Annotated in this window: 27 protein-coding genes, 1 rRNA gene and 1 pseudogene; 19 read left to right on the forward strand and 10 right to left on the reverse strand. The window is 45.9% G+C overall.

Annotation, left to right across the window (positions count from 1 at the left end; translation table 11 throughout):
• Positions 1–49 precede the first annotated feature (49 nt).
• The 3 genes from CUJ83_RS11490 (at position 50) to CUJ83_RS11500 (ending at position 2226) form a co-directional block, all read left to right on the forward strand.
• The gene (locus CUJ83_RS11490) at positions 50–1033 is read left to right on the forward strand and encodes a YkgJ family cysteine cluster protein (RefSeq protein ID WP_230742460.1); all 984 of its coding nucleotides are present in this window, start codon (positions 50–52) and stop codon (positions 1031–1033) included.
• A 230-nt stretch (positions 1034–1263) separates the two neighbouring features.
• Positions 1264–1413 carry a hypothetical protein gene (locus CUJ83_RS11495; RefSeq protein ID WP_230742461.1) on the forward strand — a complete coding sequence of 50 codons (150 nt, stop codon included), beginning with the start codon at positions 1264–1266 and terminating at the stop codon, positions 1411–1413.
• A gap of 150 nt (positions 1414–1563) precedes the next feature.
• On the forward strand, positions 1564–2226 hold the full coding sequence (locus CUJ83_RS11500) for a ferredoxin-like domain-containing protein (protein ID WP_230742462.1): 663 nt from the start codon (positions 1564–1566) through the stop codon (positions 2224–2226).
• A gap of 244 nt (positions 2227–2470) precedes the next feature.
• Here CUJ83_RS11500 and CUJ83_RS11505 read toward each other — a convergent pair whose 3' ends face one another.
• Positions 2471–3247: an NAD(P)H-dependent oxidoreductase gene (locus tag CUJ83_RS11505; protein WP_230742463.1), complete on the reverse strand. Its 777-nt coding sequence runs from the start codon at positions 3245–3247 to the stop codon at positions 2471–2473.
• Between the two features lie 252 nt (positions 3248–3499).
• Here CUJ83_RS11505 and CUJ83_RS11510 point away from each other — a divergent pair, with 252 nt between their 5' ends.
• Entirely contained in the window at positions 3500–5047 is a 1548-nt protein-coding gene (locus CUJ83_RS11510) for an MBL fold metallo-hydrolase (RefSeq protein WP_230742464.1), read from the forward strand.
• 112 nt (positions 5048–5159) lie between these two features.
• On the opposite strand, the gene CUJ83_RS11515 is transcribed toward CUJ83_RS11510, so the two are convergent.
• Complete coding sequence (locus CUJ83_RS11515; protein WP_230742465.1) at positions 5160–6968, reverse strand: DUF294 nucleotidyltransferase-like domain-containing protein; 1809 nt, start codon at positions 6966–6968, stop codon at positions 5160–5162.
• Positions 6969–8107: 1139 nt separating this feature from the next.
• Here CUJ83_RS11515 and CUJ83_RS15750 point away from each other — a divergent pair.
• The 6 genes from CUJ83_RS15750 to CUJ83_RS11540 all read left to right on the forward strand — a co-directional run bounded on the left by CUJ83_RS15750 (position 8108) and on the right by CUJ83_RS11540 (position 13242).
• Positions 8108–8230, forward strand: a complete 123-nt coding sequence (locus CUJ83_RS15750) for a hypothetical protein (RefSeq protein ID WP_255668524.1) — start codon at positions 8108–8110, stop codon at positions 8228–8230.
• 21 nt (positions 8231–8251) lie between these two features.
• Positions 8252–8671 (forward strand): hypothetical protein, encoded by a 420-nt coding sequence (locus tag CUJ83_RS11520; RefSeq protein WP_230742466.1) that lies wholly within the window; start codon positions 8252–8254, stop codon positions 8669–8671.
• A gap of 136 nt (positions 8672–8807) precedes the next feature.
• Positions 8808–9815, forward strand: coding sequence for a single-stranded DNA-binding protein (locus CUJ83_RS11525; RefSeq protein ID WP_230742467.1), 1008 nt, complete (start codon positions 8808–8810; stop codon positions 9813–9815).
• Positions 9812–10702 carry an RPA family protein gene (locus CUJ83_RS11530; protein ID WP_230742468.1) on the forward strand — a complete coding sequence of 297 codons (891 nt, stop codon included), beginning with the start codon at positions 9812–9814 and terminating at the stop codon, positions 10700–10702. Before CUJ83_RS11525 ends, CUJ83_RS11530 begins: the two co-directional genes overlap by 4 nt.
• A 110-nt stretch (positions 10703–10812) precedes the next feature.
• The gene (locus tag CUJ83_RS11535; protein WP_230742469.1) at positions 10813–11370 is read left to right on the forward strand and encodes a hypothetical protein; all 558 of its coding nucleotides are present in this window, start codon (positions 10813–10815) and stop codon (positions 11368–11370) included.
• Positions 11371–11487: 117 nt separating this feature from the next.
• A complete protein-coding gene (locus tag CUJ83_RS11540; RefSeq protein ID WP_230742470.1) occupies positions 11488–13242 on the forward strand; it encodes a sensor histidine kinase in 1755 nt (584 codons plus the stop codon).
• A gap of 18 nt (positions 13243–13260) precedes the next feature.
• Here the strand turns inward: CUJ83_RS11540 and CUJ83_RS11545 are convergent, their stop codons facing one another.
• Together CUJ83_RS11545 and CUJ83_RS11550 are read right to left on the reverse strand one after the other, a co-directional pair.
• Positions 13261–15633: a PAS domain S-box protein gene (locus CUJ83_RS11545; protein WP_369424237.1), complete on the reverse strand. Its 2373-nt coding sequence runs from the start codon at positions 15631–15633 to the stop codon at positions 13261–13263.
• A 109-nt stretch (positions 15634–15742) separates the two neighbouring features.
• Positions 15743–16291 (reverse strand): protease inhibitor I42 family protein, encoded by a 549-nt coding sequence (locus tag CUJ83_RS11550; protein ID WP_230742471.1) that lies wholly within the window; start codon positions 16289–16291, stop codon positions 15743–15745.
• A 194-nt stretch (positions 16292–16485) separates the two neighbouring features.
• Between CUJ83_RS11550 and CUJ83_RS11555 the strand changes: the two genes are divergently transcribed.
• The 8 genes and pseudogenes from CUJ83_RS11555 to CUJ83_RS11585 all read left to right on the forward strand — a co-directional run.
• Positions 16486–17091: an METTL5 family protein gene (locus CUJ83_RS11555; protein ID WP_230742472.1), complete on the forward strand. Its 606-nt coding sequence runs from the start codon at positions 16486–16488 to the stop codon at positions 17089–17091.
• Positions 17092–17107: 16 nt separating this feature from the next.
• Positions 17108–17341, forward strand: a complete 234-nt coding sequence (locus CUJ83_RS15755) for a hypothetical protein (protein WP_255668527.1) — start codon at positions 17108–17110, stop codon at positions 17339–17341.
• A gap of 44 nt (positions 17342–17385) precedes the next feature.
• Positions 17386–17670, forward strand: a complete 285-nt coding sequence (locus tag CUJ83_RS15760; RefSeq protein ID WP_369424239.1) for an exosome complex RNA-binding protein Csl4 — start codon at positions 17386–17388, stop codon at positions 17668–17670.
• Positions 17671–17686: 16 nt separating this feature from the next.
• On the forward strand, positions 17687–17968 hold the full coding sequence (locus tag CUJ83_RS11565; RefSeq protein ID WP_230742473.1) for a DNA-directed RNA polymerase subunit L: 282 nt from the start codon (positions 17687–17689) through the stop codon (positions 17966–17968).
• Between the two features lie 68 nt (positions 17969–18036).
• Positions 18037–18570: a tRNA (cytidine(56)-2'-O)-methyltransferase gene (locus CUJ83_RS11570; RefSeq protein ID WP_230742474.1), complete on the forward strand. Its 534-nt coding sequence runs from the start codon at positions 18037–18039 to the stop codon at positions 18568–18570.
• Positions 18571–18577: 7 nt separating this feature from the next.
• Positions 18578–19645, forward strand: coding sequence for an ATP-grasp domain-containing protein (locus tag CUJ83_RS11575; RefSeq protein WP_230742475.1), 1068 nt, complete (start codon positions 18578–18580; stop codon positions 19643–19645).
• Between the two features lie 309 nt (positions 19646–19954).
• Positions 19955–20470 carry a transcription factor gene (locus CUJ83_RS11580; RefSeq protein ID WP_230742476.1) on the forward strand — a complete coding sequence of 172 codons (516 nt, stop codon included), beginning with the start codon at positions 19955–19957 and terminating at the stop codon, positions 20468–20470.
• Positions 20467–20949: pseudogene (locus CUJ83_RS11585) on the forward strand (HD domain-containing protein); the annotation flags it as partial. The gene CUJ83_RS11580 and the pseudogene CUJ83_RS11585, both read left to right, overlap by 4 nt.
• A gap of 361 nt (positions 20950–21310) precedes the next feature.
• On the opposite strand, the gene CUJ83_RS11590 reads toward CUJ83_RS11585, so the two are convergent.
• The 5 genes from CUJ83_RS11590 to arcS form a co-directional block, all read right to left on the reverse strand.
• On the reverse strand, positions 21311–21616 hold the full coding sequence (locus tag CUJ83_RS11590) for a hypothetical protein (RefSeq protein ID WP_230742478.1): 306 nt from the start codon (positions 21614–21616) through the stop codon (positions 21311–21313).
• Between the two features lie 113 nt (positions 21617–21729).
• On the reverse strand, positions 21730–22233 hold the full coding sequence (trpY, locus tag CUJ83_RS11595; RefSeq protein WP_230742479.1) for a TrpY family transcription regulator: 504 nt from the start codon (positions 22231–22233) through the stop codon (positions 21730–21732).
• A gap of 74 nt (positions 22234–22307) precedes the next feature.
• Entirely contained in the window at positions 22308–22868 is a 561-nt protein-coding gene (locus CUJ83_RS11600) for a nitroreductase family protein (RefSeq protein WP_230742480.1), read from the reverse strand.
• 31 nt (positions 22869–22899) lie between these two features.
• Entirely contained in the window at positions 22900–23919 is a 1020-nt protein-coding gene (locus CUJ83_RS11605; protein WP_230742481.1) for an archaeosine biosynthesis radical SAM protein RaSEA, read from the reverse strand.
• Entirely contained in the window at positions 23916–25706 is a 1791-nt protein-coding gene (arcS, locus tag CUJ83_RS11610) for an archaeosine synthase subunit alpha (RefSeq protein ID WP_230742482.1), read from the reverse strand. Before arcS ends, CUJ83_RS11605 begins: the two co-directional genes overlap by 4 nt.
• A 216-nt stretch (positions 25707–25922) precedes the next feature.
• On the opposite strand from arcS, the gene CUJ83_RS11615 reads away from it, so the two are divergent.
• The gene (locus tag CUJ83_RS11615) at positions 25923–26093 is read left to right on the forward strand and encodes an Em GEA1 (EM1) (RefSeq protein ID WP_230742483.1); all 171 of its coding nucleotides are present in this window, start codon (positions 25923–25925) and stop codon (positions 26091–26093) included.
• Positions 26094–26266: 173 nt separating this feature from the next.
• Here CUJ83_RS11615 and rrf read toward each other — a convergent pair.
• A 5S ribosomal RNA gene (gene rrf, locus CUJ83_RS11620) occupies positions 26267–26362 on the reverse strand; the annotation flags it as partial.

Raw genomic sequence — 26362 nt, forward strand, 5'->3', positions numbered from 1 at the left:
GAGTTAATCAGTGCAATCCAAAATATCAAAAAAACTTATTGGTCATATCATGGAAAACGAAACGTTCACATGTTCAAAATGCGGCAGTTGCTGTGCGCAGAGGCTTGTGCTCCTGAATACAGCGGATATCTACAGGATCGCAGATCACTTCGGCCTCCCTGTAGATAAGTTCATGGAAAAGTACGGGGTCATAAGGACCATAACGGCCGAAAACAAGAGCCCGAGGCTTTACCTGAAGATCATAGAGGATAAATGCCATTTCTATTCAGACGGCCCGGGATGCACCATCCATGAAGTGAAGCCGCTCATATGCAGGCTGTTCCCGGGACTTAAACCCCGGCAGACTGCCGGCGATATAAAAAGCTATATCAATAAACATAAGATCGACAGCAGGATCGGATCATGCGGCATTTTTTCGCTGCCGGATAGCCTTACGATCGACGTGGATAAGGAAGCCCTGATCACGACAGCGATATATGACTCCATAGAGAAGATCTATTTTAGAGATATGAACCGTCAGGACCTTGAGTTCGTGCACGGCCTTCTAAGGATGGCGGAGCGTGATGACCTCCGCGGCGTCGTCGAAGAATATATCTTTAATTCTTCAAGAGAGAACGGCCTTGCTTTTGAGCAGGTCATGTTCGAGATACAGGCGTTATGCCAGGTGCACGACTGGAGCAGGACACCTGTCAGGATAGAGCATGAAGGCATATCCATAGGGGATGGGATCATCCTTGTACATGTCAGCACCGAAGATGCGGAAAAAATATTTTCCATGAGCTCGAAAGGGGAGATACAGGTCGTCTTTAGCCAGGCGAACGCCAGCGTCGCTGACGAGGAGTGCATATTTTTATCCGTGGCGATAAAGACTTCGGGAGATGAAGGCCTGATGCTTGCTTTCCCGATGCTGAAAAGTGACCTCAGGGAGCTATCTTTTGACGGAACCGCCAGGTTAGGATTCTTCCCGATAGATAACAGTATGGAACAGATCTGTGCAGTAAATATCCGGATCGATACAACGATCCTCGATTGACCGGGCTTCGAGAGGCCGGTCATATAACCTGTTTTTCCCCATCCCAATATTTTTCCGCGTCAGGTCTGCTTATTCGGTAGCTATCTGTATATTAACCAGGATATCGATTGACTTGACGTAAATAACATGGTAAAACAGATAAAAATCATAAAAAAATTATAATTAAGTTAAATATCCTGTATTTCTTATCATAGTCTGCTTCAACGCTAATAAATATAAACGGTGATAAGATGGAACAGACATATACTACAGGACCAGGAAAGACTGATAAGGAATCCACGATAGCTGTCAACCACTGCGTGAACACGAACCGTACATACATTTATGAGATAAAGAATGGGGAGATCATAAGCCAGCAAACACTACATGGCACAAAATGACCTATTTTTAACTTTTGCCATGATATGATACCCAAAAAGTACCGACTATTTTTAACTTTTATTACTTAAAACATAATTAATAAATAATATTATTTTTATATAATTATTTATAGCACTATCGTAGCTTATTTTAGGACCTGGAGAGTTAGCATGAAGAAAGACATACTGGAAAAAGGAGCAATACTGCAGAGGGATAAAGAGACCTATGCCGTTGCGCCGCATATTCCGGGTGGAATATGCAGCTCCGATACTTTAAGAAAGATCGCGGACATATCCGACAAATACAAGGCAGCGGCCATCAAGATCACTGGAGCCCAGAGGATAGCGATCGTCGGATTAAAGGAAGAAGATCTCGATAACGTATGGAAAGACCTCGGCCTCGAACCGGGAGCAGCGGTGGGCATGTGTGTCCGAAGCATCAAAGTGTGCCCGGGAACGACTTTTTGTAAGCGCGGTCTTCAGGACAGCGTTAACCTTGGGCTGGCCCTGGATAACGCATATCATGGGCTTTCCACCCCGGCGAAATTTAAGATCGGCGTATCCGGATGCCCGAACAGTTGCGGGGAATCATGGCTTAAGGACCTTGGCTTCATTGGTACGGGAAAAGGGTTCAAGGTGATCGTCGGAGGGGATGCAGGCAGGACCCCGCGCATCGGCACCGAGCTGGTAGACGGCCTTACCATCGAACAGTCACGGGATATGGCGGAAAAGATCATCAACTACTATCGCACGCATGCGGACAAAGGCGAGCGTATGGGGGCTTTTATAGAGAGGATCGGCTTCGAAGAGTTCAAAAAGATAATGCTTGGGTAAGCGAGAAAAGCTTACCATCTTTTTTCATATTGTAAGATTTAGTCTGGATAAACAGGTAGATTATTTTATTTCGTTATGGCATGTCCACTGCATCTCTTTTTATGCCATATTCATTTCTCACCACAAAGCTCACAAAGGAACATAAGGGTACACAAAGGACTTTTTTAGAAGATAAGCATATTCTTAAAAAAAATTGTGGACCTTTGTGTACCCTTTGTGAAGGACTTAAAGATAGATATTCGGGTCATTCACAGCTCGGAAGGATTTTCATCTTTTTACTGATCTCCAGCCTCGAATGCTCGATCACGTTGTGCGCCACGTTTCTTACATAGGTCCTCATGAGATCGTCGGTCTTGAAAAACTCGATATCGCTCTCGGACGTATATTGCCTCCCGTGCGTGGAGTATGCTATGCCGTATGGGGCGAGTGCGTAACCCAGGTTCTGGAATACCATGAATATGTCGAACGCCGTCTTATACGCTCCGTCCTCGTGGCCGTTTATGACTATACCCACAGTACGCCCGGCAAGCGGTGTGCTCTTATTGATGAGGTACATGTTCTCTATGCAGGTGAGCCGGTCCAAGAACACCTTCATCCGGGATGTCATCCCATTCCAGTTTATCGGGCAGAAGACAAGGACAGCTTTTGCGTTCATTATGACGTCATGAAGTTTATGCATGTCATCGTAGGCGTTCCTGCACGGGATCCTGCACATATCCTCTTTCATGCTGTAACAGCACCAGCAGTGGTCGATGTTATAATCGGCCAGATGTATGATCTTATACGTTACGCCTTTTTCTTTTGCTACTTCCTCTGCAAGCGAGGCGAAATATGCCGTATTGTGGCCCCTGTGCTTTGAGCCGTTAATGATCAGGAGCTCGGCGTTTCCGTCGAGCTTATCTTTTGGATGGTTTCCCTTAACGTAGAACTCATTCTCCAGCGAGCCGCACGACGGGCAGGAATCCGGGGCATTATCGGCCTCGGCCTCATAGCCGCAAACATTGCATCTCCATCTCTGCATATTTTACCACTACCTGATAATGTATATTTAAAATAAGATATATTTATTTTGTGACAGGAAAAAATTTCCCTGGATAGCCCCATATAAAATGGTTATCTTTACCCTGTTACTGATAAAAATAGTAATACTTTACTCGCAGAATATTTCTTAATTAGATTTATTATTCGGCGCCCACATAATAAGCACTTATAGTACATATGATTGGCATGAATAAGATAATGCTCCAATCATCACTCGGTGGAGAACTTTTCCATGGTATCAATTACGATATATGACGGTGCTGAGACAATAGGCGGGAATAAGATATTTGTCGAAGAAAAGGGGAAAGGCGTCTTTCTGGACTTCGGCATGAATTTTGAGCTTCATAATGCATTCTTTGAGGAATTTCTCACAGAAAGGGATAGCAGGGGAATACACGACCATTTATATCTTGATCTGATACCGAAACTAAATATTTATCGTGATGACCTTATCACAACTGATGTCGGCCGCCTTATGCCGGCATATCCTTCTTTGAACGTAGAGGCGGTCCTTTTGAGCCACGCCCATCTTGACCATTGCGGTTGTATAGGCATGTTAAAAGAAACAATACCGATAGTGGCGTCGAATACGAGCATTGCGATACTGAAGGCGCAAAGGGATACCGGACAGTCCCGTATAGCCTCGGAAATAGCCTATATGTCGCCTAAAAAGAAGGACGATGGCGGACTGCTTTTAAAACCGGAAGGCAGAGAATACATCGGTAGAAAATTTTTCTGCACTTGTGAATTATCGGGAAATATGGAAGACTTCATGTCCAAAAAGCCCGGACAGGATGGGAAAAACTCAAAAAAGCTCAAGTCCGGCGATATTAAATGCCTCGACGGAACGTGTATGTGCTTTGATGTTAAAGCGTTTGAAGTGGACCATTCGATATATGGATCCACAGCATATGTTTTGCAGGGGGAGACGTCTGTCGCATACACAGGGGATATAAGATTACATGGGAAAAACGGGGGCCAGACCGGAGATTTCATAAAGGAGGCAAAAAGCTCATCCATACTTATTATTGAAGGCACAAGGGCAGGGAGAGATAACGACCAGAATGTCACCGAAGATGACGTTAACAGGAACTGTCGTTCTGCTGTCGAAAATTCCAGAGGGCTTGTCATTGCGGATTTTTCACCTCGAAACTTAGAAAGGCTTGAAATGTTCATTAGTATCGCGAAAAAGACCGGCAGAGAGCCGGTCATCACGGCTAAAGACGCTTACATGCTCCATGCCATACAATGCGCTGACGGCAATGAGAGATTAAAGGGATTAAGAATATACGATGAGCTAAAAGATAAGACGAGAAATAAATGGGAGACTGAGGTAGTATCGGATAGATGTAAGGACGATTATGTCAGCCATGATAGCATATCAAAAGATCCCGGCAGGTATATTCTTTGTTTCTCTTATTTTGACCTAAAGCATTTACTGGATATAAAGCCAAAAGAAGGCTCCTATATCTACTCTTCATGCGAAGCGTTCACGGAAGAGATGGCTCTTGACTTTAAGAGGCTTAATAAATGGCTGGACTATTTCCATCTAAAAGCATATGGCTTTGAAATGACAGCGAACGGAGATGGTCAAAGCATAGACTTTACAAAGGGTTATCATGCATCCGGCCACGCTTCCAAGGATGACCTTACGCGTATTATCGACACTATAGACCCGGATGTTATCATCCCAGTGCATACTAAGGATGTAAACTGGTTCGTCGAGAACTTTGAGAATGTCAATGCGATAAGGAAGGGTGAAACGCGCGATTTTAATTGAGTAAGTTTACCGGCTTCGCTTATCGAATAATTAAAATATCCCGTAATTATTGATCATGGAGGACATTCACTGCATAATGGTCAGCGGCATGCATAAAACACCCATTAAATTATCATAGCATGCTCTTTGCTATCGCGAACTGGCTGCTGCATACTCCTTGTAGCTCTTTTACAATCCTGAGCGCTTCCTTCAGCCCTTCCCGGTCTTTTTTCGACAGCAGGTAAGGCTGGACGAACTCATTGCTTACGACGCCGCGCTTAATATTATGGACGTAGCCAATCATCATGACCCTTGCCATCTGGTCGTATGCGAACATGTATCTTTTAAAGGCCTCTTTATCGATGACCTCAAGATCCTGAAGTTTCCAGAGCCTGTCAGCGATGTTCGTCTTTGTTATCCCGTATTTTGCAGAGAGCGCTTTAACGGATGCGCTGAATATCCTGAAGCCGTATTTCTTGATGTTGAACGCGTCTTCCGCATCCGCGAAAAACTCTATTTTAAGGGAATCTCCCTCAAGCCCGACCTCTGCGTTTATGGCGGATATCGCGAGCTCTATGGCATACCACGGGTCGGTATGAAGCTTATAATGAAGCGTCTTGAGGAAACGGTTCGCAAGCGGGCGGTCCCCGAAGATATACCTTGAGTCCATTATGACAGAGCGCTCATAGTTGCTGTCCAGGTGAGATATCAGCTCGGAGGTCGTGCCTCGCCATTTCGGGTTGCTGGCCATCATGTTGCCCTTGCACTTATCGAAGCCGGCGGAGGCCAGCCCGTTAACCAGGTTTTCCGAAAATATCCGTAAATACTCGCGGTCTTTTTCATCCGCTTTATCGTCCAGCACAAGGACCGTATCCTGGTCTGACTCTACGGACATCTCCGCCCTTCCAAAGCTTCCCGTAGCTATAAGCGCGAACTTATGCTTCGGCTGTCCCGTTGTCTTTTCCAGGTCCTCCAGTACCAGCTCGGATACCCTGCAGGCCATGGCGTCCCGGCAGGAAGACACGATATAGTTCACAATGCTGCCCGTTCCGCCCAGCTTTAAGGCGTTCTCCGAGAGGTCTATCATATCATTGTTGACCGAAAGAAGCGCGCGCGGGCTATTTGCCGAGCGTATGGCCCTGATAAGCTGGTTCAGTCGAAAATAGGTGCCTGATTCGGATGACAGGCCCTGTACGTATTTTATACTCTTCAGAGCATCATCCATACACTTATTCTCTATGACCCACGGGCAATCAAGGTCTTTCACCAGTTCATAAATGGAAGCCCAGTTGATCTTACCCTCCCCTATGGGAAGATGCTCATCGGAATATCCGAAATTATCGTGGGCATGTATCTCGATGATGTACTCTTTCTTATCCAGGTAATCTTCGATGTTCCCGGTAAGGTGTGCGTGCCCGATGTCAAGTGTCAGCCCGAGGTTGCCCCGGTCAACGCCGTTGAAAAGCCTTTCCATCTCGCTGAACGTTTTTCCGACCAGGAACCTTTCGTTCATGGCATTCTCCACGCCTACCATAAGGTCGTACTGCGATGCGCAGTCACACATCTTAGCGAGCGCCAGAATGTTGTTCTCTACAGCCCTATCCATGCTCCCGCTTATCGAAGGCGACGCATAGCCCGTATGGACCGTCACTATCTCCACATAATCGGAGACATCATCTATTATCTTGCAAAGTATGTCAGTGCTGCTCTCCCATACATATGGATAGACACTGGCGATGTTGATGTTTTTATAAGGCAGGTGGGCTGTCAGTAGCAGGTTTGTGGTCGCAGAGACCTCGTCTATCATGTTCAGCGTCTGCTCGTCCAGCGATTCCCTGTCGGCAAAAAATATCTCGCAGCAGCTAAAACCGTTGTCTTCCAGTGATTGTATCGAGCGTATATCGCTCTCTGACTGAAGCTTGTGTGAAAAGGATAATCTCAAGGGCCAATATCACCTTTTGTGTCAAGTAATATCGCAATGTATCGAATAAATCTTTTTGCATCGAGAGGGAAGAGAATAAGGCGGAATAGGGGGAGCGGGCAGTACATGATAGTGAATTGTGTGTCCGGTGGATTCGTAGTTTTTACATTTTCGCTCAACACAAAGGGCATAAATGACCACAAATACTCACCACAAAGCGCACAAAGGCAAACAAGGAACACAAAAAAATTTGTATATACTAACCTTATAAAAAAGTCCTTTGTGTACCTTATTCGCCTTCGTGCGCTCCCATGAAAAACTTTTGATGGTCTCTGTAAAGACGTGCATGTAACATCTGTTCTGATATTGATGTTCTGGCGTTGTGCCTGTCGGATGGCAGGTAGACACGTAACCTCACAAAAACACGGAACCACAAAATTTTTTTAGAATTTAAGGTCACGAAATCTCAAAAATTCACTCACAAAACCACAAAGGCCCTAGTATCACCGTCAACGCTCAAACAGCCCGAATGCACGGCTCAACGCACTAACCTCTCTAAGTCACCAACGCTAAAACAAGACCCGAACATTCTCCAAGGGCACAAAAGTTTAACTTCACGGTCGACGCTTACACGATCCATATACACATGCTATAGGTCAGGGGTACGCAGACCGGGATATTAGACTTTTGTGGTTTGGGGAATGTTCGGGTCTTGTTTTAGCGTTGGTGACTTAGAGAGGTTGGTGCGTTGAGCCGGGCGTTAGAGGTGTTAGTGCGTTGACGGTGATACTGGAGCCTTTGTGGTTTAGTGAGTAAATTCTTAGTGCTTTTTGAGCCCTTAAAAGATCATATAAAAAATTTTTGTGGTTCTGTGTTTTTGTGAGGTTACGTGTCTGCCTGCCATCCGACAGGCACAACCATAAAAACTTCACATCAAAGACCATTGAGTAAGACACGTTATTTCATTCTTAAAACCTGAGCAAGACCCCGCTCATCAAAGATTTCGTGGTGAAAGCTAGTGTGCCCTGGTCGCCTTTTTGATAGTCTTGAACAATCCGGGTCCTATCGCATAACCATTTCCAAAACAGGACACATCCCAAAATAGCATGAAACACGATAAAACATTGCCCGAAGTAAGCTTTTTATAAAAAATTCTCATAATGCCAGCCGTAAATACTTTTAAAGATGAGAACATAATAGTTTTTCCTGAAGAGGCAAACGATGCCCGGATAGCAGAAAATGGTATTGCCATTAACAGGTATGGTAGAGGAAAAGCTATTTAATCGCTAAATGCTTGCATAGATATGACCGGAATGGAAAATCAGTTCGACCAGGAAACGACGAAGAAGATCGATCTTATCAACCGGAAGATCGAGGAGATAAACCAGCGCAGGATAGGGTGCCGGACAACGAAGATAGAGGACGAACTGGACCGGGAGGAGCTGGACGAATACATCAAGTCGTTAAGGCTTACGGAAGAGCAAAAGAAAATAATCGAGACATACAATAAGAACAATGAAAAGTACGTGTCGCAAAAAAGCCTTCTCTACTTCATAGTGATATTCGTGAGCGTCATAGTACAGGTCTATCTCGCTTTCGTGATATATGAGCTGCTGCTGAAGCAGTCCTTGGATATATATGAGTCGATATATCTATTCGTCCTGGTAGTGATATTCCTGTTTAACCTGGTCCAGATATTGAAATACTTGAGGATCATCAGGTAAGGCGGTCAAAAGCTTTTGATATATCTTTTCTATGTTCATGATGGAACACTAAAAGATTTTATCCAGAAAAATTTCTATACTATACAATGATTTTTATTAGTTAGATCATAATCTTTTACTGGACGGGTAGATCATAATGAAAGACCTTATCGCGCCCATGGCCGAAGAACTAAACAGGGCGCTTGGGATAGATAAAGATACTCTGGAAAATGAGCTGAAGCAGCTTATTCAGGATTTTAAGGTCCCTGCAGGAGAGGCTAAAAGAAGCTTATTGAAAAAATACAGGAAAAAGGAAGATAGCGGCGGCGATGAAAATTCGCGGGATTTAAAGCCTCTTCAATATGATGCAGGAGCGCCTCAGGCTGACGAGGGGCTGTTCAAGCAGCTAAAGGACATCAGGAACGGCGACACGGGAATAACAGTCATAGTAAATGTCATAGATCCCCAGTACAGGGAAATAACCACCCAGAACGATAAGACCGCCGTCATCGAGGGAATGCTCGAGGATGCCACTGCAAGGGTACATTTTACATCGTGGGTGGATATACCTGACATATTTTCCATCAGGTCGATAGTGATCAGGAACGCGTACGTCAAGAGCTTTCAGGGTATGCCTAATGTCAATATCAGCGAGAGTTCCGTGCTTGAAGAGTACCAGGGAGATATACCGGGATACGTTACGAGAAAATGCGACCTGTCAGAGCTGGTGGATAGCGATGGAGCATATAATATAGAGGTCGAAGGCGATATGATATCGATAAGGCCGGGCTCCGGGATCATAGAAAGATGCCCTGTGTGCAGCAGGGTCATGCAAAAAGGACAGTGCAGGGCTCACGGAAAGCTTAACGGCGTCAGGGACCTGCGTATAAAGGCCGTGATCGACGACGGCACCGGCTCGATGATATGCGTGCTTGACAGGGACCTGACACAAAAGCTGATAGGAAAAGGCATCGATGAGTTCTCAGCGGATGATCCGGATACATTGAACGAACTGATAAGGTCGAAACTAATAGGATACCCGTTCGTCGTGAAGGGTAACGTGACCAGCGGAGACTTCGGAAAGATACTCGTGGCCGCGTCGATCAGTATGCCGGCAGAGGAGACAGGTAAGCTTGCAAGGGCGCTGATGGGGGAGCTGCAATGAGCGAAGCCGGCAGTAAAAAGGTCATCGAAAGAGAGACGTCCAGGAGGGTTTTCGCCAGAGAGTTCAACGATTCCGACCTCCAGCATGGCGATAGGGTGGACAGGTCGCCAAACTTTATTATAACGCCCACAGGCGTGGTATGTAACAGGATATTTGTCGTGGGCGTGCTTACCGAAGTGGAAAATATCGGCGGCGAAGGCCAGGCGCTATATCGGGCAAGGGTCGCGGACCCGACAGGAGTATTTACGGTCTACGCGGGACAATATCAGCCCGTAGCGGCATCATTCCTATCAAAGGCGGAGACGCCGGCCTATGTAGCGGTAGTGGGCAAGGCGAGAGTCTTCAACCCGGAAAAAGGCTCATTTTATACGTCCATAAGGCCGGAAGAGATAAACAGCGTAGAAGAATGGGTCCGTGACAGGTGGGTCTACCACACTGCGAGATTTACAGCAGAGCGCATAAGGATGATGGAAAAAGCCCTTTCAAGCGGCCTGAGAGGAGCGGAGCTGACCAGGCAGCTGTCGGTCCTGACGGATGACGCCATCGGCGTCTCAAGAGCGATCGACCATTACGGGGTATCGTTCACGACGCTTAATGCTTATAAGCATATGATAGTGGAAGCCTTATCCACCATCGCCGGCGAAGAGCGATATGTACAGGAGGCCGCAGAAGCTGAAACTGCTGTTGTGGAGACTGACGCCGAAAGCGTCATAGAGGAGCTTTTAAGCGGCATGGATGAAGGGAAAGGCGTAAGCTATGAGGAACTGCTTGAAAAGGCAGAAAAATATGGCTATGGTGAGACGGATGTGGACCGGGCGCTCAATATCCTGATGGACAAAGGGCGATGCTATGAGCCAAAGATAGGGATATTAAGGTTAATAAAGTGATAATTTAATATCCGAAAGGATATCTTCCATGATCACGGGATAAAAACCACAAAAAAGCTCTTAAATATTAAGGTCTTTTTAAGTTTGATATAATATCAGGGGATGTAGGGATGTCTGCAAAGAAGACGACTAAGAAAGGTTCGCATACCAGGAAAGGGAAACAGGCATCGCTGTTTGAACCGGTCCGGAAAGAAAAGACTGCGCCTGAGAAGGAAAACACGCAGGTCAAACCGTTCGAGATGGAGCTATCGCCGATCATAGATAAAAAGTCATATGATAATTTTATCAAGGTCATATCATTACGCATTTACTCGGATTTTGAAAGGTCGTTAAAGTCAGAAGGCATTGAAAAGCCCGAGTTGAGCCTTGTCGGGTTTAACCTGGCGAAGGTATCGTCCGAACTCGAGACGAAGATGGCCAACTATGTATGCATTAACTCTCGACTAATAATGGACAGGGCTTTTGTGGACGTCCATGACTATGCGGCCAGGTTCATGCCGCGTGTCATCAGGGAGATGCACGCGAATGGCGCTTCCGGCGATCACCTTCCGGAATATGTCGAAAGCAAGGTACAGCGCGACATCATGATGGAGATAAGAGCTATAGCGCTGCAGCACATCCCGGATGAAGAGCGTTACAGCTACGCGAATAAGCTAAAAGAGTTTTAAAGGCCGCTATACTTTAAACCTGGCCAGGATTTATTTTCGACATATTATTCAGGATATGTTCACATATCCTTGCCGGAAAAATATAATAAATAATAAATACATCATTAATTGATACGTATGAGTTCTATAAGGACTCGAACAGCATTTATTCTTATAGCGATAAGCATTATCAGCATCCTTATCCTCGGTTCGATATGGGTAAAGACGTCAAATGACAGGCTGAAAAACGACATAGATGTATCCAACCTTCAGGACTCCCGCTATATAGCCAACTATGTTCATATGTACATGGAAAATATTACGAGCTCTGTCAATGTCATAGCATCAGACCAGAACACAATAAACGCTATCAAAGAAGGTGATATTAAAAGCCTGAGCAAGATAGCCTGGAACCTGAACGGTAGCATCACTCAAGCTAACGCTGTGCATATATCCGATAGCAGTGGTTCGATCATATATACGACAAGGCCGTCGAACATATCAAAAATATCACAATATGAATGGTATGATGATACGATACCAAAAAATCAATCCCGGATTACAGGCATCTATTTTAGTCCGGGACAGCAGGATTATGTTTTCGCAATAATATCTCCGGTCATGGATGAAAGAGAGTATGCGGGTAATATCATAGTCGCTGTAAATATAAACGATATTGAAAAAAACGTTAAGGGCCAAATAATTGACCCTACAAAAAACATATTACTCGTCGATGATAGGGGTAATGTTGTCTTCTGCAACAATGAGACACTTACAAAAAAACACGAGAACAGATCTGCCATTTTACCTGTCAGGGATTTGTTGAACGGCAGGGAAGGGAGTGTAGAGTATTTCGACGAGCCCGAAGGTCAGCTTTTAATAGCAGGGTATTATCCTGTCCCTGTCATAGGGTGGGGAGTCGTGATCACGACACCGGCTACTTTACTCTACGAACAGTTCTTAGAGCAATTGAAATGGATAGCCGGCACATTAGTCTTCCTGACCATGATCCTATCCGCATTCAGCTATTATGTGTCAAAGTACCTGACGGACCCGGTAGTCAGGCTATCGGATACGATGAAGCTCACGTCTTCCGGTGATTATAGCCTGCGGGTAGAGTCATCGAGGAAGGATGAGATAGGAGACCTTGCCCGGACATTTAACTCAATGATGGATGAGCTGGAAGTTAAAAATGAAAGGCTGATGATGGAAAAGATAAGGTCAGAGCTATACCTTGATCTCATGAGCCATGACATCAACAACATGAACCAGTCGGCCATAGGCTATCTAGAGCTGGCCCTTCACAGGCTTAAACTTGATGAAGATACAAAGACATATATTTTAAAGCCTCTGGAGAGCATGAGGAACAGTTCAAAGCTCATAGAAAATATCAGGAAGCTTAAACAGGCAGAGGATGATAAAGCTAAGAGAACTGTTTTTGACATAAACCTCATGCTTAAGGATGTTATAGCCCAGTTCTCGCATGTGCAGGGCAGGAATGTCACTATAAATTACTCACCAAAAGAAGGATGCCGGACAGAAGCTGACGAGCTTCTCAGGGATGTCTTCGTCAACCTTATTGGGAACGCGATCAAACATTCTGAAGGGCCGGTAACTATAGACGTCGATCTTTCCCCGGTGAATTTCGAGAACAAAGAGTATTACCAGGTCTCTATCAGCGATAACGGGCCCGGTATCCCCGATGATAAAAAGTCCCGGATATTCAGGCTAAAGCCGGAAAGATTAAGATCGGGTATCAGAGGCCTTGGGCTGTACCTTGTAAAATCACTAGTGAGCGATTATCACGGGCACGTCTATGTGGAGGACAGGGTCCCGGGAGACAGCAGCAAAGGCAGCAGGTTCGTGGTATTGCTTCCCCGACATCAAAAATAACGATCAGCCCGGATGTAGCTATTTTGCAGTTGGTTCGTATGCGGGAAGCATCACTACGAATTTACTGCCCCCGTTATGGTCTCCCGGCATTTTGTCTTCTACCCATACCAACCCGTCGAACTTTTCAACAAGCGTCTTAACAAGGAACAGGCCAAGACCTTTGCCTTTAGCCTTCGTCGAGCCGCGATATAGCCTGTTGAATATGAGCTCTTTTTGCCCGTCCGGTATGCCGGGACCGTTATCTGCGATCGAGACGCGGTAATATTTTTGTCCGCCATTTATCACTTCACTCAGAACGACATCTATGACGACCTTGTCGTTCGTATGTTTAATGGCGTTTCCCAGGATGTTCAAAAAGACATCGTTCAATAGCTCGTTCGCCATTACGTAACAGCCGTTGACGTTAATATAATTGATATCGATGTCCTTGCCGGGTATTTTGGAATATTGCTCGCGCACTTCACAAAGAATTTTTCCTATATCCAGCGGCTCCATCCGGATCTTGCACGTCTTCGCTTGCTGCAACTTTCTGACGTTCGATATAAGATTGGAGCTGCTCTTAAGTACCTCCAGAGGCTTTGATATCATCATACGGTCGTTTTCCTGGATATCCAGGCTCATGTTCGCCAGTTCCAGGTACCCTATGCCGATCTGGTTCAGGTTGTTGATGTCATGGCCCATAAGATCAAGATACAATTCAGCCTGCATTTTTGCTTCTTTAAGGGCTTCGTCAACTTTTCTGCGCTCTGTGACATTGCTTAATGTGCATATCACTTGCCTTATGCTGCCATCCTGCGATAAAAACGGCTCCACGTTCATGAGCACCCAGACGATCTTGTCAGTGTCGGGATAAGATAGGCCTATAACAATGTCCTTGACCGGTTTTCTGGTCTCGTAACATTTGGGTATAGGGTTATTCTCAGGAGACAGCGGACTGCCGTCCTCCTGTATGTACTTCCATTTAGTCCATGTCGGGTCCAGGATGTTCCTGATCTTTTTATCCTTGAACCTTACGCCGATCATGCTTCTTGCGGCCTGGTTGCTTACAAGAATGTTACCGCTGCCGTCAAGGAGCATGACGCCGACCTGGAGATCTTCGATGAGCTTCTTGAACTTTTCCTCGCTATCCCGTAGCGCGATCTCCGCTGTCTTTCTTTCGGTTATGTCCTGACCCTGGGCGATCGTCGCCATGATAGATACCCCGTCATCCTTATGGATGTTCGCGGAGTTCCACAATGCGATCCGTATATCGCCATTCTTACAGCGGATGGGTATCTCCACTGAATCCCAGTGCTCGCCGCTCAGCGTTCTTTCAATATTGTCCAGGCATTCGTCACGGCAGTTATCGGGAAATAGCACACTGAGCTCCTTTCCGATCACCTCGCACGAATGATAGCCGGTCAGCCTTTCGAACCCATGATTGAACCGGGTAATGATGAAATCATGGTCCCACACGATTATGGGAGCGTTGGCATAATTGAACATCTTATCGAGATAGTCCCGGGTCTCCCTGAGCTCTTCCTCAACCTGTTTACGTCCGGTTATATCCTGTCCCTGAGCGATCGTAGCTAAAAGCGTCTTATTATCCTCATCGTAAATATTCGCGGAGTTCCATAATACGATCCTTACCTCGCCATCCCTGCAAAGGATTGGTATCTCCACGGAATCCCAGTGTTCCCCCGATAATGTGCGCCTTATCATGTCCAGCGAATCTTCGCGGCTGGATGAGGGGAATAGAATGCTAAGCTCCTTACCTATCACCTCGCAGGAAAGATGACCTGTAAGCCTTTCGAACGCATGGTTGAAGCGGGTGATGATGAAATCATGGTCCCACACGATTATGGGAGCGTTGGCATAATTGAACAGGTTATTCAAAAATTTTTGCGTTTCCCGAAACCCATTCTCAGCTCGTTTACGTTCGGTAAGGTCGGTGATGAAAGAGTAATAGAAAAGAATATTTCCTGCATCATCATATGCCAGCTGTAAAAATAATTCCACGGAGACACGAGAGCCGTCCCTTCTGACATACTCTTTTTCAAAACTGATAGGTATGCCCGTATTAAAAAATTTTTCGAAAATCCGGGAATCCATTTCTTGCAGGTCTTTTGGAGTCAGGTCCCTCTTAATGTTCAGGTATTTCAGCTCTTCCATCGTATAACCGGTCAACAGGGAAAAAGCGATGTTACATGCAAGTATACGGCCGTCCGGGCGGCATGCAACGAATGGTATCTGTGAGTTCTTTAAAACTTTAAAAAGTGATCTTACCAGGTCATTATATTCGCGATCATTTTTATCGAGGAAATTAAAAGCAATTCCATTACCATCGATATTGTCAGCTCTGTATAACTTTTCCTCGTTGATGATAAGGACCCTGCCCCCTATACGAATGATCTAAACACATTATTTAATATTCTTAAAATTTAAATAATTTACTTTTATAAGAAAAAAAGGCCCGGGCTGAACTTAACCAAATATAAATAATGAGGAGCCGAATTTTGGCTCAGAAAAGCCCTGTATCGATATTAAACGGGAATAGTTTTGCTCCTTTGTCAGCCCAGTCTTCCCATAAATTCGGGAATGACAGATCTTCCGTATCTATGTCCCTCCATATGTCAGGCAACAGACCCTGTAAGGTACCTTTTTCCTGGACGTTAACGTACAGTACGAATCTCTTATCGTCGGGTTGCGGGCCTTCCCACGGGCGCATATATACACCCTCTACCTTCTGCAAGCCAGTGTTCATCGCCTTGACATCCCATCCGTGTACACCGCCTGAACCTACCAGCATCCCCGTGCGATCGCTCGGCGAGTACTGGTCGCCCATCCTCTGAAGCCCTGGCGTCGTAGTGATCTCCCAGGAGTATCCGGTTGACGGGTTCTCGGCAAGCTTTACCCGGAATATCTCGTCCTTGGTGACAGTTATCGTATCCCCGCTATTCACTTCAGTATAGACCTTGGGACCCATTTTGAAAACACTGCCCGCGCACAACACAAGCATAACCGCTATCAATAGCGGCACTACCCTCTTAACAAACACCGTTCTCCTCATAATATTCAAATAGTCAGAATAAATTATTATAATATTTTGGATTATTTTAATCATACAAATGATTGCTCTGCGCCTGTTAATGCGCTTAAAGCCTTACTATGTCGCTATTGTTTCAAAATGACGGGCCTTGGCGCAAACCCGGATCGGGAAAAAATAAAAATATTAGTAGGTTATCATAGTAACCCGGAAGCCCGATGAAGAAAAGAAAATTAGAGATGCTCCTTGAAAAGGTACAAGGCTTTGAGAGGCCGGACGTCACGAAAGAGCAGTATGTGACACCTGCCGTGATCGCTTCAGAGCTATTATATTTCGCATACATGGACGGAAACCTCGACGGAAGCGTCGTGGATCTCGGCTGCGGCACGGGTGTACTCGCCATAGGGGCGTCATTACTGGGCACACAAAAGATTATAGGTATTGACAGCGATATAAATGCGCTAAAAGTTGCAAGAAAAAATGCAGAGATATTGGACGCACATGTGGACTGGGTCTGCTGTGATGTCAGGGATGTTCACGGGCATTTTGATACCGTGATCATGAACCCCCCTTTTGGAGCGCAAGAAAAAGGGAATGATAGGCCCTTTTTGGATAAGGCCCTGGAGATAGGGTATGTGGTATATTCGATACACAATGCAGGCTCTAAAGATTTTATACAGAAATATATAAAGGGCAGGGGAACCCTGACGGATGTCGTGGCCATGAAATTCCCGATACGGCATACCTATAAGTTTCACAAAAAAGAGATAGCATTAATAGATGTTGAACTATATAAGATAGTTGTAAACGAAGAAAAAGGATAGGAGAAACAGGATCATTATGCCAGAGGGAGATTTTGTAGTTCCCGGAGACCTTTTAGGCACATCGGAAGAGTTTATTTCAGGGGAAGGCACATACGAGGAATCAGGTAATATTTTCGCGAATGCCACCGGAAAGATAAAGATAAACAAGAGGGAAAGGAGCGTAAACATCGAGCCGCTGACAAAGATGCCGCCGATACCCAGGGAAGGGGACATCGTTGTAGGCAGGGTCGTGGATATAAAGGATCTGTAGCGCTTGTCGAGCTGGCAAGGATAAAGGGCAGCCTGGACCGCGAGATCGCAGGAAATACTCAGGCCGCAATACACATATCCAACGTTAAAGATTCATACGTACAGGACCTGGCCCAGGAGTTTGGCTACCAGGACATTGTCAAGGCGAAGGTCATCGATACCAAGAACATGAGGCTTTCGACCGTCGACAAGAACCTCGGTGTCATAACCTCGCAGTGCCCAAGGTGTAAGATCAACTTGAAGTTCGAGAACGGTAAGCTTAAATGCCCCAAATGCGAAAGAAGGGAGAACAGAAAGCTATCCCAGGATTACGGGAAAGGATTGATTTAATTTTTTAGGTGATCTAATGGAAATAAAGATCTTAAACAAAACGGATACAGAGATAGAGATCGAGATAAAAGGAGAGGACCACACTCTCCTTAATGCGCTGAAATCTGCGCTGCTCATGGATAAAGCGGTGAAGATCGCTACATATGACATAGAGTTCACCGGTATCAGCGACCCGGTCCTTTTTGTCAAGACTGACAAGACCGAGGACCCGATAGATGCCGTACGTAAGGCATCAAAGAAACTGTCGTCGGACTGCGATGAGTTCATCAAGACATTCTCAGATAAATCAAAGGCGTAACAACGCCTTATATTCTAATTTTATTAAAAGCATATTTTTTATGATGATAACCCATGGGTAGTGTAACCATGAGCGATATTGTTGTGCTTAGGCTCGGGCACAGGCCTGAGAGAGATTCAAGAGTCACCACCCATGTCGGGCTTACGTCCAGGGTCCTCGGGGCAACCGGCATGCTACTTACGAGCGACGATAAGTCGGTCCGTGAAAGCATAGACCGCGTCGTAAAAGCATGGGGAGGCGATTTCTGGGTAAAGACCGGCATTAGCTACAGGTCCGAGATAAAAAAGTGGAAAGAGTCCGGCGGGATAGTAGTACACCTGACGATGTACGGCATAAACATGCCCGACTGCATAGACGAGATAAGGGAGAGGTTCAGGACAGAGAGCGTAATGATCGTCGTGGGGGCGGAAAAGGTCCCCGGGGATGTCTATGAGCTTTCCGATTATAATGTCGCGATAGGCAACCAGCCTCATTCGGAGATAGCTGCGCTGGCATTATTCCTTGACAGGCTGCAGGAAGGCAGGACATTGACAGGAGATTTCATAGGCGGAGAGCTTAAGATAGTCCCGAGCGAACATGGTAAGACAGTGCTGAAGAAATAGTGATGATATGGTAAAGTCTGTTCTCGTCCTGGGCTACAGTTCAAGGTATATCGCCTGTTCGGCACGTCGTGCAGGCTACAGGGTATATTCGGTAAGCCATTATGATGACCTTGACCTGGAAAAATGTACGGAGTCAGGGGCGAGATTCGATGACATGCCCGAGAACATAGTACCCTGGCTTGAACGCTATAAGGTGGATCACGTAGTACTGGGCTCGGGATTTGAGGATGCGAGGATCGATAGCTCCATTGTGCTGGGTAATGACCCGGATGTTTCTCGTAAGGTCTTGAATAAAGTATGGCTCGCCAATAAGTTAAAAGAGATGGGCATAAGGCAGCCGAGGATCTTTACCAGGGATAACGTAGAATATCCGTGCGTCGCGAAGCCTATACGGGGCGGCGGCGGGCATAAAAACTTTTTAGTAACTGACGCATCGATGCTTCCGCCTGAAGATGAATATTTTTTACAGGAGTTCATCCGCGGCAAGCCGCTTAGCGTCTCGGTCCTATCGAGCGAGGATGATGCGGTGCCGGTAGCATTGAACGAGATACTGGTCGGTAAAAAATGGCTCGGACAGGACCTTGAGTTCGGATATTGCGGAAATGTCACGCCCTATCAGTCCAGGTATAAAGAAGAGATGTTCGAGACATCAAAAAAGCTTATCAAGGCATTAAAGCTGGTCGGCTCAAACGGCGTCGACTTTATGGTGAACGAGAACGGCCCATATGTGCTGGAGATAAATCCTCGCTTTCAGGGAAGCCTGGACTCGGTAGAGCTTGCCACGGGCGAAAACCTATTTCAGGCGCACGTGGACGCGATCAACGGAGACCTGCGGGAGTTCGGGATAAAAAGATACGGGTATAAGGGGATATTCTTTGCCCGGCGCACGACCAGAGTTACGGGAAATATGCTTCGCCCCATGATCGCCGACGTCCCGAGAGTGGGAAGCGTTTTCGAGAAAGGGGAAGCCATAGTGACCGTGATGGGGAAAGGCGATAAACGAAGCTCTGCGGTCGGAATGGTCAGGGATAACCTGAAGTTCGTAAAAGCCAACCTGAAAGTATCAAGGAACTGACTGAAGTGTGTTCGTAGTTCATTGGCTTGTATGACCTTTTTCGGATATTATGGCATATGACGAGATAATCAGGCTGTGACATTTTGCCCATTATGTTAATATTCGAAAGTATATGCCGGTACTTTAAGTAATTTAAGGATAATCCGCGCAAAATCATCATGACATCGGGTAACTTTTATATCTTTTAATCGAGGTATAATATTGTAACCAGTTCAAATCCTGTACTTACATCATGACGGATATCCGCCATGTTCATTTTGATTTGAAAGACTATGAAGACGTTTATTATGATGATCAAAGGGTGAAAACGTGTCCGTGTTAGATAATAAGGCAATAAGGGGCTATATATTAAGGCTCGTAGGCGATGATGGTATGACCATCGTCGAGAAGATGTTGGAGAAAGTGCCGGATACGGAAGTGACCGATGAAAAAGTCGCAGAGGTTAGTGGCATAAACCTTAACCTGGTGCGCAAGACACTTTATATCCTGTATGAGAACCACCTGGCCATGTACAGACGTGAGAGGGACAAGGATAGCGGATGGCTCACATATCTCTGGAAGCTCGACCTGAACAACGCAGAGCACATGTTAAAGAACGAGTCCAGAAAACTGATAAAGAAGCTGGAAAGGCGCCTTATATTCGAGAACAACGAATTTTATATATGCCAGGAAGAGCCGCCTCACAGGATCCTGTTCGAGTATGCCATGGAGACAAACTTCGTATGCCCTGTGGACGGAAGCCCGCTGGTGTACCATGATAATATCTTAGACAAACAGGCACTTCAAAAGAGGATCGAGGCGCTAAAAGAATCAGTAAAGCTATGAAAAGGTTTGGCAAAGAGGAAGCTCTGGCCCTTCTGAAGAAATATGGTATCAGCCCGGCCGTTATGGAACATATTATGGCGGTCCGGGATTATGCGGTTGAGATAGCCGGAGATATAGACTGCGACAGGGAACTTGTCGAGGTCGGAGCTCTTTTACATGATATCGGGCGATCAAGATCTCATGATATCGACCATGCCATCATCGGGGCAGGGATATTAAAAGACGAAGGCGTCGACGATCGTATAGTAAAAATAGTCGAAAGACACATAGGAGCCGGCCTGACACCGGACGAAGCTAAAAAGCTCGGCCTGCCTCCCGCAGACTATGTGCCAAAGACTATCGAGGAAAAGATCGTAGCGCATGCAGATAACCTGATAGGCAATAATGAAAGGGTCTCGATCAAAGATACTATCAGTATGGCGCGAAGAAAATGGTTCGCCAGCTCGGTAGGGAGGCTCATTGAGTTCCATTATGAAGTATTCAGGCCCGAGAAGGTCATTTTAACTGAGCCGGTATGCTCCGATAATGGTAATGGTTTAGATCTAATGAAAAAGGCCCTGGATAAGAAATTAAAGGATATGGATATTCTTTACAGGCTCAACATCGATGGCGATAGATATGTCGTCTCGCTTCACGGAAGAGATGCGGGATCTGCAAAAGATCTCCTGATAAAAGACATGGGAGCGGAGCCGTTCTCGGCCTAAGATCGATCCTGGAATTCGAAGATGGCATAAGATAAAAGGTCGCATGCCACATATGATCTTTTAAGGATATTATGGCATTACATTATTATTCGGTCCGGGATGCTTGAACGATATCTTAAACTTTTATTTATAAGCCCTAACATTTCTTAGGCACTCGTCTTAGGTCAGATACCTGGCCTTCAGTGAGGGCGTTATTGTACCTGATGACGGCGACGTAAAGGGTATCATCCACATTGAAACAGATCTCCTGCATTTTATGATCGCCCTTTTTCTGCACAGGCACTACTCTCTTAATACTATTCTTGCCTGCTATACGCCTTATTTTATTTACGATCTCATCCCTGAGCTCGAACTTTTCTATCTTAGAGGAGTCGTCCGCGGAAGGTATGCCCGAATTTATCTCCACAGCAATTTTCTGTATGTCGGCCAATTTTTTCAGCATACTTACTCATTTGGTAGATGAACAGCTATTGTTTAAATATTTTAACTATGCTTCCCTTTGACAGAGATAATATAAAATAAGGCCGATATCAAAAAATTGTGGCGGTTTGCCGCTTACAATATTGTGACGCTTCTAACGTTCTTGAGCTTCCGCAGATCGCTGACAAGTTCCCCCGGTATGACATCATTTGTTATCAACGTCATCTTGGGATCATCCGAAAAGAATGGATCGTCGGTCACCGCCTGCCTTATGCTAAGGTTGTACCTGGCTATGACGCTAGTTACATCCGTTATGATGCCCACGTTCTGGGCATTGTCAGGGGTTATGATTATGACTCCAAGGCCTAGCATGGGCGCGACATCACGAAGCGATGCTATCGAACGGATATTCATGAACACCCGCTTAAGGACCTCATCCTTTAGTATCATCTCGGTAGTAGCGTCTACGACCCTTCTATCCACACCAACTTCTTTGGCTATCTGGGTATGGGGGATCTCGATGGCCCCGGATACCACGTGCCCCTCGGCGTTTACCTGAAAACCCCTCTCCAGAAGGACCCTGATAACCTTTTCCTGTGACGGCATTCCTTTAAATTTGCCGATGATTTCACTCCACATAATGCTTCGACTCACCAGTATAATTGGTATTAAGTGCTATATGTATTAGTCTTCTATTATTAAAACTACTCTTTTTATTTATTCAATGGCCTGCCATGACCATTCCTGTAAGCCATGCTATTTAAGGGCTTACGGGACCGCCCGGAAGATATTGCGCGCACGATATTGTTGCCAATAAACCCGCCGATACCCTTTGCCTCGTAGCCCAGGGGCGTTATTGCGACCACCCTAAGACCATCAGGTATGCTCAAAGCTTTTTTTACGCTCTCTTCGTTGAACATGGCACCGAGCCAGCAGGTACCGAGGCCTTCGGCCGTCGCTGCGAGCACAAGATGTTCCATGGATATCGCCGCATCGACAAGATAATACTCCTTGCCGCCGATGCTCCCCGACAGTGAAGGATCTGCGCAAAGGACAATGTACATGGGAGCGTTAAAAGCTTTAGCCCCGCCTGCGACAATACTGGATATGAGCCCGGGGTCATCTACGACTATGTAGCTCCAGCACTGCTTATTACACCATGAAGGGGCTAGCCTGGCGGCCTCAAGCACTCTCAGCAGCGCTTCCTCTGGCACCTTATCGGGTAAATATCGCCTTACGCTTTTTCGATCCCTTATGACCTCGTAAAACTCCATTATAACACTACCAGACCTATATATTGACCTATTAATATATCAATGGCGCCCCGAATGTCCAGTCCTCAAGCTCAAGGACCTTTTCCCAGAGAGAACGACACTCGCAGTCCAGATCGTCGAATGCTGAAATATCCTGGGTCATCGAGTATTTTCTTATGGCGTTAGCAAAGTCTGAGTCACATTTGCCGCAATTATGTGGGCCCCTGGAAGCGCCTGCAGCAAGAGGATCCGACATTATCACCGAGCCGGTCTTTCCGTGAACACGTTTTATGACCTCCACTATGCTCCATAGCCATGGGGGCCTGTAGGCTTTCCTGTAAAACAGCTCATCCACAAGAGTGCCGCGCTGTACATTGCACAGGTTGATCGATATAGTCGGCGCATATGGCGCTGCATCCATAACTGACTTTACCATATCATCCAGAGCATCCTTTTCAGATATGAAAGGCGGTTTCATCATCAGGTATGCCTTAGTGGTGACACCATGAGCCTTTGCAGTCTCACTGGCCCTGACGAAATCCTTGAACAGGAAATTTTTATTGATACTATTGATGCGGATGTCATCGTTCGACGTCTCAAGCCCGATCGCGACTTCCATGTTATCGACCAGAGCTTTTGAAGACACCATCGTCTTATCGGTTACGAACTCCGGGCGCGTCTCGATGATGACCTTATCAGTGATCTCGTTGAGCCTCGTAAGTATATGTTCACGTACGCTCTCAGGTATCTCCCTCACGTCAAAAAAGCTGCCGGAAGTGAATATCTTGACTACACCTTCACCTATACGATCCGCGACCGAATCGAATTGCGCTATAAGATCTTCCGTTGACGGAGGAATGCTCGCAGAGTCATAAATATAACCGCACATGGTACATCCGCCCTTTTGTCCCCAGTAACAGCCCCTTGTCTGGAATATTATAGTATAGCATTTTACAGGGACCCCTTCAAGCAGATCGTCACTGGTCCAGAACGCTGCCGCTTCCCGCGGGGATCTTTCCTTTACTCTCTGCTTTTTTCTGATGTCCAGCATCACTTCGCTTAAACCGGTCATTTTAATTTCTCCACGTGCCTTAATTCCACTGCTATCCCGCGGCTGGAGCTCACCATCTCCGGCCCGCTCATCTTCGCCTTTCCTACAGCTACGGCCTTTTTGCCCCTGACGTAGACATCGTCTCCCGGACGTATTTTCATGTCCGCGTCCTTAACACCGGGCGCAAGGATGCTTCCCTTCGGTATAAAATCCTCTATCTCTACGAAATAATCATTTTCAAGTCCCATGCGCCTTGCACCTTCAAGCGTGAGAGCCAATGAGCCGTACTCGGGGATCATCGAGCAAAGCTGATCCCTGCCATCAAACAAAACGTATTTCGGGTACTTACCCTTAATAGAACATTTCTCGCCCACAAGAAGATCGCCTTTGCCTGCACCGAACTCATAATCTGCCATCTTCCTGAATATATCCAGCTGGGATGAAGGATAGTTACGAGGCTTTGGCGACACTTCATCTATAGCCTGCTTTATACAATCGACCAGATTTTTCAATGAATCTTCGCCGGTCACTTTTCCGGTCGACGTGAACGTCATTTCCCTGTCAGCCTGCCTGCATACGTCCACATAGGCCCCTTCCACATGAGCTATTATCCTTTTAAAATCATTGTTATCTATGAAGTCCCTCAGGCAATCGGCGACCCATTGACGCTCCTCAAGATCCCAGACGCCTGTGACCGCGACATCATAGTGAGCCGCAGGGTAAACAAGTTCCAGCTCTCTCGGGACTACGCCCATAGGAGATGTCAGTATCACTTCCCTGATGTTATTCCTGAGCTTTCCTATAGCTGAGGATATTGCCATATGGGACTGAGAAGTGGAATATGGTTTCCTGGCAGAGCAGGGGATTATGAGCAATATCTCCCCGTCGGACTTGAACCTGGTCTTTACGCGTTCTGCGAATCGCCTCACTTCCACACGGTTCTGTGATTCCGCCGAGCATGCGAGCAGCTGGGACGAACGATATGTAGGGGTCCTTTTCTCGAGATATCCATATTCGGCATCAGCCAGTCTCAATAACGCCGTAAGCCAGGGCCTTGACCTGCACTGTTTCTCCATATATTCCCTTAACACGCCGTTCTTGATATGGACCTTAACACGATCGACCTCTTCTTTTAGCTTGAGATAATTATGCCTGGCCAGAGCTTTTGAGCGTTCTTCCGGGATAAGCGACTTTAGATCTTCGACCGTGCGTGCCGCACATATTTCACATGAGCATGGCAATGCAGCCAGGTCATTCAACCTGTACTCGCCATCCTGCGTGAGATACAGGCTTTGATATGCTTTTGCAGTTACCAGCACATCATCTACGACGTCTGCTCCCAGATATATCAGCAATGATACGTTTTCCGGAGTGGCAAGCCCTGGCACATATAGCGCCGTGTCATATCTCGCCTTTTCCCTGATCTTTATAAAACTATTAAGTAAGGCCCTTGAATCTCCTTCAATTGACCTTGCCCCGCTCATTATGTACATGTCCGCTACCGGTATCTCCTGTTCCGGATGGACCGGCACTGCTTTAGGATTATCAGTCTGCAAAACATGCGGTGATGTATATAAATTTACAAGTTCCTTTCTAACATGATACGGCATACCTATGTATGGCTGTACAGTAAATGAATCGGAACACTCCTCTACTGGCTTGTTGACCCATGCGTTTCCCGCGTTAGTGATGATATTATCTTTACGGGCAGGACTAAATACATAAGGGGTCTCAATATCCCCCCGGATCAGCATACGACCTATTCTTGCCGTTCCGTCCCTGCCTGTCACCTCAAAAAAACGTGTCAATTTATCTCTCCTCTTATTAAGTTTCAGAACTACTAATAGCTACATAAGATATATTCTTTATCGATATTTACATCTCACGAGTATTAGTTTAAAATGCGTTATAATTCATATTTTCTCTCTATCTGTGCCATTAGTTGTTAATTAAGCGTATTTTCGTTATTTCCGTTAACAACGTACAATATTATATGCGCTTATGTTATATTGTGGTGTGATCCTATGGCACAAAAAGGAAGCAAAGGAGAAATGACAGTCAGGGAAGCCGGCAAGAAAGGCGGCGAAACGACTAAGAAGAGATATGGCGAAGGCTACTATGAAAGCATAGGAAAAAAAGGCGGACAGAAAGTACGTGAACTTATAGAAAGAGGCAAAGAGGCGATGAAAAAGTAGGAAATTAGCCTACTTTTAATTGAGTTCACTGATTTTACCAGATAAATAATGAATATATAGAAATTAAATTCTCTAATGATCTTTAAAAATTTTTCAAAACTATAACTTTTTTAAAATGATATTGTATACTATGAAAAATGATATTTTTTATAATTTGGGTGGTTTTTTGGTTGGTTTGGCGGCTTATTGCCGTTCCCGGGGACTCGCGTACCTCAGTACAGGGCATTACGTGTGCGGGCTTAACTTCCGGGTTCGGGATGGGACCGGGT

It is taken from the genome of Methanooceanicella nereidis (assembly GCF_021023085.1).
Classification (GTDB): Archaea; Halobacteriota; Methanocellia; order Methanocellales; family Methanocellaceae; genus Methanooceanicella; species Methanooceanicella nereidis.

Coding starts and splice junctions, on each gene's coding strand:
- trpY (WP_230742479.1), bottom strand. CDS start 22,233: ATGTGGAGTGAAATCATCGGCAAATTTAAAGGAATGCCGTCACAGGAA.
- CUJ83_RS11565 (WP_230742473.1), top strand. CDS start 17,687: ATGGAAATAAAGATCTTAAACAAAACGGATACAGAGATAGAGATCGAG.
- CUJ83_RS11505 (WP_230742463.1), bottom strand. CDS start 3,247: ATGCAGAGATGGAGATGCAATGTTTGCGGCTATGAGGCCGAGGCCGAT.
- CUJ83_RS11520 (WP_230742466.1), top strand. CDS start 8,252: ATGACCGGAATGGAAAATCAGTTCGACCAGGAAACGACGAAGAAGATC.
- CUJ83_RS11540 (WP_230742470.1), top strand. CDS start 11,488: ATGAGTTCTATAAGGACTCGAACAGCATTTATTCTTATAGCGATAAGC.
- CUJ83_RS11605 (WP_230742481.1), bottom strand. CDS start 23,919: ATGACCGGTTTAAGCGAAGTGATGCTGGACATCAGAAAAAAGCAGAGA.
- CUJ83_RS11510 (WP_230742464.1), top strand. CDS start 3,500: ATGGTATCAATTACGATATATGACGGTGCTGAGACAATAGGCGGGAAT.
- CUJ83_RS11535 (WP_230742469.1), top strand. CDS start 10,813: ATGTCTGCAAAGAAGACGACTAAGAAAGGTTCGCATACCAGGAAAGGG.
- CUJ83_RS11575 (WP_230742475.1), top strand. CDS start 18,578: ATGGTAAAGTCTGTTCTCGTCCTGGGCTACAGTTCAAGGTATATCGCC.
- CUJ83_RS11600 (WP_230742480.1), bottom strand. CDS start 22,868: ATGGAGTTTTACGAGGTCATAAGGGATCGAAAAAGCGTAAGGCGATAT.
- CUJ83_RS11525 (WP_230742467.1), top strand. CDS start 8,808: ATGAAAGACCTTATCGCGCCCATGGCCGAAGAACTAAACAGGGCGCTT.
- CUJ83_RS11590 (WP_230742478.1), bottom strand. CDS start 21,616: ATGCTGAAAAAATTGGCCGACATACAGAAAATTGCTGTGGAGATAAAT.
- CUJ83_RS11530 (WP_230742468.1), top strand. CDS start 9,812: ATGAGCGAAGCCGGCAGTAAAAAGGTCATCGAAAGAGAGACGTCCAGG.
- CUJ83_RS11550 (WP_230742471.1), bottom strand. CDS start 16,291: ATGAGGAGAACGGTGTTTGTTAAGAGGGTAGTGCCGCTATTGATAGCG.
- CUJ83_RS11490 (WP_230742460.1), top strand. CDS start 50: ATGGAAAACGAAACGTTCACATGTTCAAAATGCGGCAGTTGCTGTGCG.
- CUJ83_RS11615 (WP_230742483.1), top strand. CDS start 25,923: ATGGCACAAAAAGGAAGCAAAGGAGAAATGACAGTCAGGGAAGCCGGC.
- CUJ83_RS11495 (WP_230742461.1), top strand. CDS start 1,264: ATGGAACAGACATATACTACAGGACCAGGAAAGACTGATAAGGAATCC.
- CUJ83_RS11555 (WP_230742472.1), top strand. CDS start 16,486: ATGAAGAAAAGAAAATTAGAGATGCTCCTTGAAAAGGTACAAGGCTTT.
- CUJ83_RS11570 (WP_230742474.1), top strand. CDS start 18,037: ATGAGCGATATTGTTGTGCTTAGGCTCGGGCACAGGCCTGAGAGAGAT.
- CUJ83_RS15750 (WP_255668524.1), top strand. CDS start 8,108: ATGCCAGCCGTAAATACTTTTAAAGATGAGAACATAATAGTTTTTCCT.
- CUJ83_RS15755 (WP_255668527.1), top strand. CDS start 17,108: ATGCCAGAGGGAGATTTTGTAGTTCCCGGAGACCTTTTAGGCACATCG.
- CUJ83_RS11500 (WP_230742462.1), top strand. CDS start 1,564: ATGAAGAAAGACATACTGGAAAAAGGAGCAATACTGCAGAGGGATAAA.